Consider the following 13973-nt stretch of genomic DNA (forward strand, 5'->3'; position numbering starts at 1 on the left):
CCAAAAAACCCTCGGGGGTCAAGTCTGACATTCGGACACGAGCTGTGCCGTAATAGCGGCTACGGCACAGCTCGTGTCCGAATGTCAGACTTGACCCCGCTGGGGCGGGGGCTCCGCAGTTGTTCGATGCTAACTATCCGGCGGGTGACCGGGTCGGGCAGGGGCGCGGGTCGGATGCCGGTGGGCAAGGACCGGGCTGTTCAATCGTGCGGTGTGCGGATCATTATAATGGACACCTTTCGTCCCGCTAAAGAAACCGATGATCGAATCTGCAATCGCCTGGCTGCTCAATGTGCTCGCGGCGCCGGAAGTGGGCCTGACATCAGTGTTCATCATCAGTTTCGTCTCCGCCACCCTGGTGCCGCTGGGCTCGGAGCCGGCGGTGTTTGCCGTCATTAAGGCCAACCCGGAGCTGTTCTGGAGCGCCATCGGCGTGGCCACCGTCGGCAATACGCTGGGCGGGGCGGTCGATTACTGGATCGGCTACCAGGCCAAGACCACCTTTGCCAAGGAGCGCAAGAGCCGCTGGTTCCATTGGCTGGAGCGCTACGGCGCCAAGACCATGCTGCTGGCCTGGCTGCCCGGCATCGGCGATCCGCTGTGCACCCTGGGCGGCTGGCTCAAGCTGCCTTTCTGGCCCAGCCTGGCCTATATGGCCGTCGGCAAACTGCTGCGCTACCTGACCATGACCACCTTGTTGTTGTATGTGCCGGACGGCGTCTGGCACCGGATCGGGCAAATGCTGGGCTAATCTGGTGCAATTGATCGTATTGCCGGATGCGCAGGATTCGGAATTTCGTTCAGTTTCCGGCGGAAAAGTTGAATTTTAACGCCGGTAATCAAGCTCATCCGCAAATTAATAGCGCGTGGCGGGGTGCGCGAGAGTCCCCCTGCCGTCTAAGGCTGTTCCGACATGGTGCGTCGCAATACGCTAGAATGGCCCTCCCGGGTTCCAGTTTACAAGTCCAATCGCATAATGAATGCCCCTGCACAAATCCAAGCTCTGCTGGCGGAAACGCCCCACGGACCGGAGACCCAGCGTCTTCGCGAAATTCCTTACAACTACACGTCGTTTTCCGATCGCGAGATCGTCATCCGGCTGCTGGGCGAGGAATCGTGGAGCTTGCTCGACGCGCTGCGCGGCGCCCGCCAGACCGGCCGCTCGGCCCGCATGCTGTACGAGGTGCTCGGCGATATCTGGGCCGTCCGCCGCAATCCGTACCTGCAGGACGACATGCTCGACAATCCGAAGCGCCGCCAGGAGCTGATCAACGCGCTGCACCACCGTCTGGCCGAGGTCGACAAGCGACGCCTGACCATCGACGACGACGGCAGTGAATCGGAAGCCGCCAAGCAGCGCAGCGCCAACGTGGTCAAGCTGCTGCGCGCCGCCGGCAAGGCCGTGGCCGACTTCGGCGAGGAATTCAAACAGGTCTACGACCTGCGCAAGCGCACCTACAAGGTGCTGGGCCGCTACACCGACAAGCACAACATCTGCTTCGACGGCATGAAGCGCATCTCGCACGTGACCGACGCCACCGACTGGCGCGTCGAGTATCCGTTCGTGGTGCTCACGCCCGACAACGAAGAGGAGATGGCCGGCCTGGTCAAGGGCTGCATCGAACTGGGGCTGACCATCATCCCGCGCGGCGGCGGCACCGGCTACACCGGCGGCGCCATTCCGCTGACGCCGATGTCGGCCGTCATCAACACCGAGAAGCTGCTCAACATGGGCGCGGTCGAGATGAAGGTGCTGCCCGGCCTCGACAAGGAATACGCCACCATCTACACCGGCGCCGGCGTGATCACCAACAAGGTGTCCGAGGCGGCCGAGAAGGCCGGCTTCGTGTTCGCGGTCGATCCGACCTCGGCGCACGCGTCCTGCATCGGCGGCAATATCGCCATGAACGCGGGCGGCAAGAAGGCCGTGTTGTGGGGCACCGCGCTCGACAACCTGGCCTCGTGGCGCATGGTCGATCCGAACGGCGACTGGCTCGAAGTCACGCGCCTGGACCACAACCTGTCGAAGATCCACGACACGCCATTGGCCCGCTTCAAGCTGGAGTGGACCCATCCGACCGCGCGCGGCGAGTCGAAAGGCGCGCCGTTCAAGACCGAGATCCTGGAGATCGCCGGCCGCACCTTCCGCAAGGAAGGCCTGGGCAAGGACGTGACCGACAAGTTCCTGTCCGGCCTGCCCGGCATCCAGAAGGAGGGCACCGACGGCCTGATCACCTCGGGCCGCTGGATCCTGCACAAGATGCCGAAGTTCGCCCGCACCGTCTGCCTGGAGTTCTTCGGCCAGGCGCGCGATGCGATCCCATCGATCGTCGAGATCAAGGATTACCTCGACGGCTTGCCGGCCAAGGGCGAGCAGTTCGCCACCCTGCGCCTGGCCGGTCTGGAGCACCTGGACGAGCGCTACCTGCGCGCGGTCGGCTACGCGACCAAATCGAAGCGCGGCGTGCTGCCGAAGATGGCGCTGTTCGGCGACATCGTCGGCGACGACGAGAACGCCGTGGCCATGGCCGCGTCGGAGGTGGTGCGCATCGCCAACACCCGCGTCGGCGAGGGCTTTGTCGCCGTCAGCCCGGAGGCGCGCAAGAAGTTCTGGCTCGACCGCGCCCGCACGGCCGCCATCGCCAAGCACACCAACGCCTTCAAGATCAATGAAGACGTCGTGATTCCACTCAACCGCATGGGCGAGTACACCGACGGCATCGAGCGCATCAACATCGAGCTGTCGATCAAGAACAAGCTGCAACTGGTCGACGAGCTGCGCGCCTTCTTCGCCGCCGGCAATCTGCCGATCGGCAAGAGCGACGACGCCGACGACGGCGTGGGCGACGAGGAAATGCTGGGCGACCGCGTGCAGCAGGCCGAAGCATTGCTGTCGCAAGTACACGCCCGCTGGACCTTCCTGCTGGCCGAGCTCGACAAGCCATTGAACGCCGTCACCGGCGAGCTGGCCGCGCTGGGCCTGGAGCGCCTGCTGGCGGTGTTCGACGAGCGCCTGAAGATACAGCCGGACGCGACCCTGTTCGACATCGTCCAGGACCGCACCATCCGCGTGACGTGGAAGCAGGAAATCCGCGCGCAGCTGCGCCAGATCTTCAGCGGCGCCGCCTACAAGCTGATCCTCGACGAGGCGACCGCGATCCATAAGCGCGTGCTGCGCGGCCGGGTGTTCGTGGCGCTGCACATGCACGCCGGCGACGGCAACGTCCACACCAATCTGCCGGTCAACTCGGACCATTACGAGATGCTGCAACTGGCGCATTCCGCCGTCGCCCGCATCATGGTGCTGGCCCGTTCGCTCAACGGCGTCATCTCGGGCGAGCACGGCATCGGCATCACCAAGCTGGAGTTCCTGACCGAGGAGGAAATCGGCCCGTTCCGCGATTACAAGCTGCGCGTCGATCCGGAAGGCCGCTTCAACAAAGGCAAGCTGCTCAACCTGCCGGGCATGGAAGCGGACCTGTCGAACGCCTACACGCCGTCGTTCGGCCTGATGGGCCACGAATCGCTGATCATGCAGCAGAGCGATATCGGCGAGATCGCCAACAGCATCAAGGACTGCCTGCGCTGCGGCAAATGCAAGCCGGTGTGCTCGACCCACGTGCCGCGCGCGAACCTGCTGTACTCGCCGCGCGACAAGATCCTGGCGACATCGTCGCTGATCGAGGCCTTCCTGTACGAAGAGCAAACCCGCCGTGGCATCTCGATCAAGCATTGGGAAGAGTTCGAGGACGTGGCCGATCACTGCACCATTTGCCACAAGTGCGTGACGCCGTGCCCGGTCAACATCGACTTCGGCGACGTGTCGATGAACATGCGTAATTTGCTGCGCAAGATGGACAAGAAGTCGTTCAACCCGGGCAAATCGGCGGCGATGTTCTTCCTCAACGCCACCGATCCGGCCACCATCAACGCCACCCGCGCGGCGATGGTCGGGATCGGCTACAAGGCCCAGCGCATGGGCAACGACCTGCTGAAGAAATTCGCCCGCAAGCAGACCAAGGCGCCGCCGCCGACCGTCGGCAAGCCGCCGGTGCGCGAGCAGGTGATCCACTTCATCAACAAGAAGATGCCGGGCGGCTTGCCGAAGAAGACCGCGCGCGCCCTGCTCGACATCGAGGACGACAAGGTCATCCCGATCATCCGCAATCCGAAGAAGACCACGGCCGATACCGAGGCGGTGTTCTACTTCCCGGGCTGCGGCTCGGAGCGGCTGTTCTCGCAGGTCGGCCTGGCGACCCAGGCGATGCTGTGGGAAGTGGGCGTGCAGACCGTGCTGCCGCCGGGCTACCTGTGCTGCGGCTATCCGCAGCGCGGCTCCGGCGAGTACGACAAGGCCGAGAAGATGATGACCGATAACCGCGTGCTGTTCCATCGCATGGCCAACACGCTCAACTATCTGGACATCAAGACGGTGCTGGTGTCGTGCGGCACCTGCTACGACCAGCTGGCGACCTACGAGTTCGAGAAGATCTTCCCGGGCTGCCGCATCATGGACATCCACGAATATCTGCTGGAGAAGCAGGTGCGCCTCGAAGGCGTGACCGGTACGCGCTATATGTACCACGAGCCGTGCCACACGCCGATGAAGTTGCAGGAGGCGACCAAGACCGTCAACGGCCTGATCGCCACCCACGACAACGTCAAGATCGAGAAGAACGACCGCTGCTGCGGCGACTCGGGCACGTTGATGATCGCCCGTCCGGACATTTCGACGCAGGTGCGCTTCCGCAAGGAAGAGGAAGTCATCAAGGGCGCGGACAAGCTGCGCGCCGACGGCTTCGAGGGCGAGGTCAAGATCCTGACCAGCTGCCCGGCCTGCCTGGGCGGCGTGTCGCGCTACGGCGAGGACGCCGGCACGACGGCCGACTACATCGTCGTCGAGATCGCCAAGCATCTGCTGGGCGAGAACTGGATGGCCGACTACGTCAAGCGCGCCAACGACGGCGGCATCGAGCGGGTGCTGGTGTGATGGCGGGCTGTGATCTGTGCAAGCTGCTGGCGGCGCCTGCCGAAGGCGTCGTCATCTGGAGCGACCACCAACTGTCCGTGATCGCCGTCGAGGATGCCGAGTATCCAGGCTTCACCCGCGTGGTGTGGAACGCGCACGTCAAGGAGATGACGGATCTGGATGCCGCCGAGCGCGGCCGCGTGATGGATTTGGTGTTCTCGGTCGAGTCGGCGCAGCGCGCCGTGATGGCGCCGGAGAAGATCAATCTGGCCAGCTTCGGCAACATGACGCCACACGTGCATTGGCATGTGATTCCGCGTTATCTGGATGACGCGCATTTTCCCAACTCGAGCTTCGCCACGGCGGCACGCTCCGGCGCGCCGGAGGTGCTGACCGCGCGCCGCGCGCTGGTGCCGGCGCTGCACGCCGCGATTATCGAACGTTTGAAAGCATAACCATGAGCACCAAGAATCCAACCGCCATCACCGTCCACAACAAGTCCAAGGTGCTCGACATCGCCTTCGACGACGGCGCCTCGTTCACGATTCCGTTCGAGTTGATGCGGGTGTACTCGCCGTCGGCCGAGGTCATGGGCCACGGCCCGGGCCAGGAAGTGCTGCAAGTCGGCAAGCGCGAAGTGGGCATCGCCGCGATGGACCCGGTCGGTAACTACGCGGTGCAACCGACTTTTACCGATGGCCATAACACGGGCTTGTTCACGTGGGACTACCTATACAAGCTGGGCAACGAGAAGGACAAGCTGTGGCAGGACTACATGGACCGCCTGCATGCCTCCGGACTCGAAGGCGACAGCGGCCGCGACCCGGCCAACACCCCGACGCCGGCGCCGCACGTGCACGGCCCATCCTGCGGCCACAAACACTAGCGCCACGAGGAAACACGTAGGGCGGATTAGCGAAGCGTAATCCGCCAATGCATGCTCCGTCGGCGGCTCAAAGATGGCGGATTACGGCGTTCCGCCTAATCCGCCCTACGTGTCTCCGCTGGATTTCATCTGGCGCTGGCCGGTTGCCATGGCCAGACACTCCCTCCCACATTGATCGCCTTCGGTATCAATTTCTGCTGATAGAACACGTCGGCCACCCGCTGCTGGCTGGCGGCGATGGCGCCGCTGACCGGCACCGCGCCGTTTCGCGTGCGGCGCTGCCAGGTCTCCACGATATCCACCGGCAGCCCCATTTGCGGCGCCAGCATGGCGCTCACTTCCTTCGTGTGCGCGTTGGCCCACTGGCCGGTCAGCGCCACCTGGTCCAATAGCGCCGACAACACCTTCGGCGACTGCGTAGCGAACTTGCGCGACGCCAGATAAAAACCATTCGCCTGCGGCAGGCCGGTATAGTCGCTCAGCACCCGCACCTGATACGACTTTTGCGCCGACGCGAAATACGGGTCCCACACCACCCACGCATCGATGCCGCCGCTGACGAACGCCGCCCGCGCATCCGATGGCGACAGGTACACCGGCTTGATGTCGCTGAGCTTCAAGCCAGCTTTCTGCAACGCCGACACCAGCAGAAAGTGCGAGCCCGATCCCTTCTGGAACGCCACCTTTTTACCCTTCAAATCCGCCACCGTGCGCGCCGCCGAATCCTTGGGCACGAAGATCGCCTCGCTGTTGACCGGCGCCGGCTCCGCCGCGACGTACAGCAGGTCGATGCCGGCCGCCTGGCCGAACACCGGCGGCGGCGCGCCCGTGCTGCCGAAATCGATGCTGCCGGCGTTGAGCGCCTCCAGCATCTGCGGGCCGGCCGGGAATTCGATCCACTTGATCTGCTGCCCGGCGAAGGCCTTCTCCAGCGTTCCCTGATTCTTCAATATGCCCAGCAGACCGCTGCTTTTCTGGAAGCCGATGGTGATGGCCGGCGCGCCGTGCGCCAGCAGGGGGAGGGCCAGCAGCAAGCCGGCGGCGATATTTTTCATGGTTTTCCTTTATGCGCTTTCGCGCTCGATAAGTTCGCAGGCCAGCAGGTTGAGGCGCGAGTCCTGGCCGGACGCCGGCAGCACGCCCAACTGCTCCAGGATGCGCAGCGCGGCGATCTCGCCGATCTCGCGCCCCGGCGGCCGGATGGTGGTCAGACTGGGAAGCAGCAGCGGCGAGAACGGGTAGTCGCCAAAGCCGACGATGGCGCATTGTTTCGGTATTTCGAGCCCCGCGCGCTGCCCTGCCAACAGGGCGCCCGCCGCCAGATTGTCGTTGGCGAAGATGATCGCCTCGGCGTGCTGGCCGCCGCGCCTTGCGGGCTTCAGCGCCAGCGCCTCGATGGCCTGTTTGCCGGCGTCGAACGGCGCCTCCGCCGTCGGCACATAGATGTTCGGTTGCAGTCCATGCTCGCGCATCACCGCCGCGTAACCGTCGCTGCGGTCTACCGCGCTCAAGTCACCGGCCAGGCTGTTTTGCACGAAGGCGATGCGGCGATAGCCTTTGGCGTACAGATAGCGCGCCGCCTGCTCGCCGACGGCGATGTTTGAATAGCCGACCTGTATCGGTTTGCGGCGCGGCTCGTAATCCCATGTCTCGACCACCGGAATGCCGGCGCCGGAGATCAACTTCTCCGTGGCGCGATTGTGGAACCGCCCCGTCACCACCAGCGCCGCCGGCTTCCAGCCGAGGAAGGCGCGCACCGCGTTCTCTTCCTGTTTGGCCGAAAAGTAGCTCGACGCCAGCAGCAGCTGGTAGCCGTGGCGGCTCAGCGTATCGCTGAAACTCTGGATCGTGCTGGCGAAGATCGGCCCCGAAATATTGGGGATCACCATACCGATGATGCGGCTGTGCGAAGACGCCAGGCTGCCCGCCATCAGGTTCGGCACATAGCCCAATTGCTTGACGGCGGCGGCGATGCGCGCGCTGCGCGTGGCCGCCACGCGGCCCGGCTCCGTGAAGTAGCGCGACACGGTGATCGAGCCGACTTCCGCCAGCCGCGCCACATCGTGGATGGTGGCGCGGCCCGAGCCACGGCGTTTGCGTGTGTTTTCCGGCTCGCTCATTTGCTTGTTTCACGCATATTTAGAAAAGACATATCGATGAGTTTTTTAATTCTTTGACTTCAAATCGGCCCGCGCCGACACTAAAAAAAGGGTATCGGTACCATTCAAAGTCTAGCAAACGTCAGGCGGGGAACTAAGTTGGTTCTTCGATGATGAAAGTGGATTTTCCGCATATGGCGCAAAGGGCGCTTTCAAATCAAGGGATCGGCAATGAAGAACAATAGTAAAAAAATCGGTGCGCTGACGTTGGGCGCTTTGCTTGTCAGCTCGGCCTGGGCGGGTGGGGTGGATGCGGCGGATGCGGCCAGCGCGCCCATTCTGGAGCGCGCCGACAGCGCCGCCGTTCCCAGCGTGACGGTGAGCGCGACGCGACGCAACGCCTCGCTGCAATCGGTGCCGGTGGCCGTGTCGGTGCTGAACGGCGACGACCTGGCGCAGGCCAACCGCACCAGCATCGACACCATCGTTCAGGAAGTGCCGAGCGTGACGTTCCGCCAGCAGGGCGGCAACAAGGACTCGACGATCTTCGTGCGCGGTATCGGTACCATCTCGACTTCTCCAGGCGTGGAACCCACTGTCTCGACGGTGATAGATGGCGTGGTGTATGCGCGTCCGGGCCAGGCCACGCTGGATCTGCTGGACATCGAGCACATCGAGATTCTGCGCGGCCCGCAAGGCACCTTGTTCGGCAAGAACGCATCATCCGGCGTGCTCAATGTGATCGGCCGCAAACCTTCGGAACAGACCAGCGGCTTTATCGACGCCTCCTGGTACGAGGGGAGCGAGAAGCGCGTGCGCGCCGGCCTGTCCGGCACGATCCAGCCGGGCGTGGTCACCGCGGCCGTCACCGCGCTGTATGCCGACTACGACGGCAATGTCGACAACATCCACGCCGGCGGCGGCAAGGTCAATGGCTACGACCGCAAGGGCGTGCGCGCCCGCGTCGACATCACGCCGAACAAGGATCTGGATGTGAGCCTGATCGCCGATTATCTGCGTTCGAACGCGTCGCCGTCCTTCGTCGCGTACAAGTCCACCAGCGCGCCGTTCTCGCAGGCGATCGCACCGGTGGTGGCATCGACCGAAAACCGCAGCATCAACACCGATATCCCAAGCGATATCCGCGACACCAACAAGGGCTTGTCGGCGCAGGTCGACTGGCGTAACAGCGGCTACACGCTGACCTCGATCACGGCGGTGCGGGACTGGGACAATGAGCAGTACACCAGCACCTCGGCCATCGGCAACGCTGCGGAGGCGGCGCGCATCACGGCCGCGTATCCCGCCACGCGCGACATCGGCACCGTCGATTTTCGTCAGGTGTCGCAGGAGCTGCGGCTGGCATCGCCGAAGGATCAGTTCCTCGAATACGTCATCGGCGCCTTCTATCTGCATGGCAAGGACCGCGAAACGTACCAGCGCATCGTCACCACCACCACGGCGCCCAACTCCGGCCGCGCCGACTATGGGGTCAAGAACGACAGCTACTCGCTGTTCGGCGAGAGCACGCTCAATCTGACGCCGGAGTGGCGCGCCATCGCCGGCGCGCGCTGGACCAAGGACGAACTGTCCTACGACCATGTCCGCACTTCGACGTCGACCGTCGCCTTCCCCGGCGTGCAGCCCGGCGTGAGCAACAGCGGCTCGACCAGCGAGGACGGCTACTCCGGCCGTGTGGGCCTGCAGTACCAGCTGTCGCGCGACGTGAACGCTTACGCGACCTACTCGCGCGGTTACAAAGGCCCCGCCTATAATGTCTTCTTCAACATGCTTGGTCGCGACACGCTGGCACTCAAACCGGAAACCTCCGATTCGTTCGAGCTGGGATTAAAGGCCAGCGCCTTCGATCGCCGCCTGACCGCCAATGTCGCGGTCTTCAACACCAAATATTCGAACTACCAGGCCAACTTCTTCGACACCGTCGCCGGCACGGTCATCACGCGGCTGATCAACGCTGGCGATGTATCGACCAAGGGCGTCGAACTGGATATCAATGCCCGTCCGACCCGTGAGCTGACCTTGACCGCGTCGCTGGCCTACACCGATGCGAGTATCGACAACTTCAATTGCCCGCCGGCGGCCACCGCCTCGTGCAACCTGAATGGACAGCCGTTGCCGTTTTCGCCGAAGTGGAAGTCCTTCACCCGCGCCAACTACGCGCTGCCGCTGCAAAACGGCTTGATCGTCGACTTCTCGGCCGACTATACCTATCAGGCCAAGACCCAGTTCGACCTGTTCCAGTCGCCGGACGCGATCCAGGGCGCCTATGGTGTCATCAACGCGGGTATCTCCTTGTCGTCGACGCCGGGCGGCTGGCGCGTCGCGCTGGTGGGTAAGAACCTGGCGAACAAATCCTATGCGACCAATCTGGTCACTTCGACCGGCTACGTCACCCGTGCGGTGCCGCGCGACGACGAGCGCTATTTCGGCATCACCGCGCGCAAGGAGTTCTGATGGCGGGCGCATCGAGTAAGCAACTGAGCATCGCCGCCTTCATGATGCGGCACGGGCACCACGTGGCCGCGTGGCGGCATCCGCAAACGGACCTGGAGTCGAATCCGTTCAAGGTATTCCGGCAGCAGGTGCAAAGCGCGGAACGGGCCTGCCTGGATGCGGTGTTCTTTGCCGACAGCCTGGCGCTGACCGGCGGGGTGCCGGCGCTGGAGCCGTTGACGTTGTTGTCGGCGCTGGCCGCGTCGACCGACAAGATCGGCTTGATCGGCACCGCCACCACCACTTACAACGAGCCGTACACGGTGGCGCGCCAGTTCGCGTCGCTCGACCAGATATCGGAGGGCAGGGCGGGCTGGAACCTGGTCACGTCCGACAACGCGGCGGAGGCGGCCAATTTCGGCCGCGACCAGCACGTGGCGCACGCGGCGCGCTATGAGCGGGCGCGCGAATTTCATCAGGTTGTCACGGGATTGTGGGATAGTTGGGAAGATGGCGCGCTTATTAACGACAAGGATGGCGGCCGGTTGATCGATCCGGCCAGGCTGCGCAAGCTGAATCATCGGGGTCCGCATTTCGCCGTCGCCGGACCGCTGAACGTGTCGCGCAGCCCGCAGGGGCGGCCGGTTGTCGTGCAGGCCGGCGGTTCCGAGGCGGGGCGCGATCTGGCCGCCGCCACGGCGGAGGTGGTGTTCACCGCGCAGCCCTCCCTGGCGAAGGCGCAGGATTTTTACCGGGACATGAAGCGCCGCGTGGTGGCGCATGGCCGTTCGCCGGAGTCGTTAAAGGTGATGCCAGGTTTGTTCGCCGTGGTGGGGAGTTCGCAGGGCGAGGCGGACGACAAGTTCGGCGAGTTGCAGCGGTTGATCGAGCCGAAGGCCGGTCTGGCGCTGTTGGGCCGCATGATCGGCAACTTCGATTTGTCGGGCTATCCGCTGGACGGCCCGTTGCCGGATCTGCCGCAGACGCAGGACGGCCAGCGCAGCCGCCAGCAATTGCTGACCGATCTGGCGCAGGGCGAGAATTTGACGATACGCCAGCTGTACGAGCGCATCGCCGGCGGGCGCGGGCACTTTACGGTGGTCGGCACGGCGCGGGCGGTGGCGGACCAGATGCAGGCGTGGTTCGAGCAGGAGGCGGCGGACGGCTTCAATTTCATGGCGCCGTCGCTGCCGGGCGGGCTGGATGATTTTCTGTCGCTGGTGGTGCCGGAATTGCAGCGGCGCGGATTGTTCCGTACCGAGTACAAAGGCACGACGTTGCGGGAGCATCTGGGGCTGAAGCCTCGGATAATTCTGGTAACACGTAGGGCGGATTAGGCGGAACGCCGTAATCCGCCAATGCATGCGCCGTCGAAACGCAAGCATTGGCGGATTGCGCTTCGCTAATCCGCCCTACGTGTCTCCGTGGTTAAGCTTTGTTTAGAATAGGATGTGAGCATGAAGCTAGCTGGTAGGATAATGATCGCGGCGTTGGCCGTGTCGGCGTTAATCGCGCCATTGCACGCGCAGGAGTATTTCGGCGACTTCCGTCCCGACGCGCCGGAACTGGCCGCGCGCGGTTCGCTGCCGGTCGGCGTGCGCACGCTGGTCGCCGAGCACGCGGACCAACCAGACGTGCTGCGTTACAGCGAAACAAATCAAAATCCCCGCTACACCCGCAAGCTCACGCTCGAAGTCTGGTACCCGGCCACCCTTGCGGCGGGACAAAAGGAGCATACGGTTTACAACGACGTTCTAGGTTCCGGTCCCAACGATCCCGCCCGCCCCAACACGCCGTTCCAGTTCAACGGCCGCGCGGCGCGCGACGCGGCGCCCGCGACCGGCCGCTATCCGCTGGTGATCGTCTCGCACGGGTATCCGGGTTCACGCTTGCAAATGAGCTACCTGACCGAGAACCTGGCCTCGAAGGGCTACGTGGTGGTAGCGATCGACCACCCCGAATCGACGCGCGCCGACAAGGCCGGCTTCGCCAGCACCCTGCTGAACCGCCGCCTGGACGACCTGTTTGTGCTCGACAGCGTCGCGGCCTGGGCCAAGCAGGGCAGCGGCAACTTCCTCGCCGGGGTGGCCGACGCCGGCAACACCGCCTTGATCGGCTATTCGATGGGCGCCTATGGCGCGCTCAACACCGTCGGCGCGGGCGTGAGCGCGGCCGCCGCCGCGTACGTCCCGGGCGGCAAACTGGCCGTGAACCAGCAGGGCAACACGGAATACGAATCGCGCCGCGATGCCCGCATCAAGGCGGTGGTGGCGTTCGCGCCATGGGGCGGCGCGCACAAGGTGTGGGACGCCGAAGGACTGGCCGGCGTGCGCACACCGACCTTGTTCATCACCGGCGACCAGGACGACGTGGCCGGCTACAAGGATGGCGTGGTGCGCATCTTCGAGGGCGCCGTCAATGCCGACCGCTACCTGCTGACCTACCAGGGCGGCCGCCACAACTCGGCGCCGAACCCGCCGTCGCCGGCGATGTGGTCCAACTTCGACGACTTCATGTCTTATGCCGAGCCGGTGTGGGACAGCCGCCGCATCAACAACATCAACCAGCATTTCGTGACGGCCTTCCTCGGCATCCACCTCAAGGCGCAGCCGCTGCAGCCGTATCTGGAGCTGCCGCCGCTGGACGCCGACGGCACCATCAAGCCCGATCCGGGCCTGTGGAAGGGCTTCCGCAAGCGCGCCGCGCTCGGGCTGGAGTGGCGCCACCTGCCCGCCCGGTAGGCACAATACGCGTCCAAGGGCGCGCGGGAGGGAAAAATGCCCGTGCGCTTGTATAATGCAGGCAAACTAACAGGCCTGCCACCATGACAAATACCACTCATTTCGGTTACAAAACCGTCGCGGAAGACGACAAAGTCCGCGAAGTTGCCAAGGTTTTCCATTCCGTCGCCGCCAAGTACGACATCATGAACGACGTCATGTCGGGTGGCCTGCACCGCCTGTGGAAGACGTTCACCATCGCCAACGCGGCCGTGCGCCCCGGATTCAAGTGCCTCGACATCGCCGGCGGCACGGGCGACCTGGCCAAGGTGTTCGCCAAGCAGGCCGGCCCGACCGGCGAGGTCTGGCTGACCGACATCAACGAGTCGATGTTGCGCGTCGGCCGCGACCGCCTCTTGAATCGCGGCCTGTTGACCCCCACCTTATTGTGTGACGCCGAGAAATTGCCCTTCCCGGACAACTATTTCGACCGCGTCAGCGTCGCTTTCGGGCTGCGCAACATGACCCACAAGGACCAGGCGCTGGCGGAAATGCGCCGCGTATTGAAGCCCGGCGGCAAGTTGCTGGTGCTGGAGTTTTCGAAAGTGTCGGCGCCGCTGCAGAAGCCTTACGATATTTATTCATTCAAGGTGCTGCCTTGGATGGGCCAGAAGATTGCCGGCGACGCCGAAAGCTATCGCTATCTGGCCGAGTCGATCCGCATGCACCCGGACCAGGACACGCTCAAAACCATGATGGAAGAGGCCGGTCTGGAGCGGGTAACGTATTACAACTTGACGGCAGGTGTGGCCGCTTTACACACCGGTATCAAACTGTAAATACTG

General features: G+C 64.0%; 10 protein-coding genes. 8 read left to right on the plus strand and 2 right to left on the minus strand.

Annotation, left to right across the window (positions count from 1 at the left end; translation table 11 throughout):
* The first annotated feature begins 259 nt into the window (after positions 1-259).
* From MRBLMU1_RS31585 to MRBLMU1_RS31600, 4 genes are all read left to right on the plus strand, one after another.
* A complete protein-coding gene (locus MRBLMU1_RS31585) occupies positions 260-751 on the plus strand; it encodes a YqaA family protein (protein WP_363510375.1) in 492 nt (163 codons plus the stop codon).
* 225 nt (positions 752-976) lie between these two features.
* On the plus strand, positions 977-4990 hold the full coding sequence (locus MRBLMU1_RS31590) for an FAD/FMN-binding oxidoreductase (protein ID WP_363510378.1): 4014 nt from the start codon (positions 977-979) through the stop codon (positions 4988-4990).
* Positions 4990-5424 carry an HIT family protein gene (locus MRBLMU1_RS31595; RefSeq protein ID WP_363510381.1) on the plus strand — a complete coding sequence of 145 codons (435 nt, stop codon included), beginning with the start codon at positions 4990-4992 and terminating at the stop codon, positions 5422-5424. The genes MRBLMU1_RS31590 and MRBLMU1_RS31595 overlap by 1 nt, the downstream gene beginning before the upstream one ends.
* Before the next feature lie 2 nt (positions 5425-5426).
* Positions 5427-5855 carry a DUF971 domain-containing protein gene (locus tag MRBLMU1_RS31600; protein WP_363510383.1) on the plus strand — a complete coding sequence of 143 codons (429 nt, stop codon included), beginning with the start codon at positions 5427-5429 and terminating at the stop codon, positions 5853-5855.
* Between the two features lie 125 nt (positions 5856-5980).
* Here MRBLMU1_RS31600 and MRBLMU1_RS31605 read toward each other — a convergent pair whose 3' ends face one another.
* Positions 5981-6910, minus strand: coding sequence for a sulfonate ABC transporter substrate-binding protein (locus MRBLMU1_RS31605; protein ID WP_363510386.1), 930 nt, complete (start codon positions 6908-6910; stop codon positions 5981-5983).
* 9 nt (positions 6911-6919) lie between these two features.
* The gene (locus tag MRBLMU1_RS31610) at positions 6920-7975 is read right to left on the minus strand and encodes a LacI family DNA-binding transcriptional regulator (RefSeq protein WP_363510389.1); all 1056 of its coding nucleotides are present in this window, start codon (positions 7973-7975) and stop codon (positions 6920-6922) included.
* A gap of 210 nt (positions 7976-8185) precedes the next feature.
* On the opposite strand from MRBLMU1_RS31610, the gene MRBLMU1_RS31615 reads away from it, so the two are divergent.
* The 4 genes from MRBLMU1_RS31615 (at position 8186) to ubiE (ending at position 13967) form a co-directional block, all read left to right on the plus strand.
* On the plus strand, positions 8186-10429 hold the full coding sequence (locus tag MRBLMU1_RS31615) for a TonB-dependent receptor (RefSeq protein ID WP_363510391.1): 2244 nt from the start codon (positions 8186-8188) through the stop codon (positions 10427-10429).
* Positions 10429-11745 (plus strand): LLM class flavin-dependent oxidoreductase, encoded by a 1317-nt coding sequence (locus tag MRBLMU1_RS31620; RefSeq protein WP_363510394.1) that lies wholly within the window; start codon positions 10429-10431, stop codon positions 11743-11745. Before MRBLMU1_RS31615 ends, MRBLMU1_RS31620 begins: the two co-directional genes overlap by 1 nt.
* Positions 11746-11865: 120 nt before the next feature.
* Positions 11866-13149: an alpha/beta hydrolase family protein gene (locus MRBLMU1_RS31625; protein ID WP_363510396.1), complete on the plus strand. Its 1284-nt coding sequence runs from the start codon at positions 11866-11868 to the stop codon at positions 13147-13149.
* A gap of 83 nt (positions 13150-13232) precedes the next feature.
* The gene (gene ubiE / locus MRBLMU1_RS31630) at positions 13233-13967 is read left to right on the plus strand and encodes a bifunctional demethylmenaquinone methyltransferase/2-methoxy-6-polyprenyl-1,4-benzoquinol methylase UbiE (protein ID WP_363510399.1); all 735 of its coding nucleotides are present in this window, start codon (positions 13233-13235) and stop codon (positions 13965-13967) included.
* The last annotated feature ends 6 nt before the right edge of the window (positions 13968-13973 follow it).

This window comes from Burkholderia sp. LMU1-1-1.1, from assembly GCF_040675865.1.
Taxonomy (GTDB): Bacteria; Pseudomonadota; Gammaproteobacteria; order Burkholderiales; family Burkholderiaceae_D; genus Rugamonas.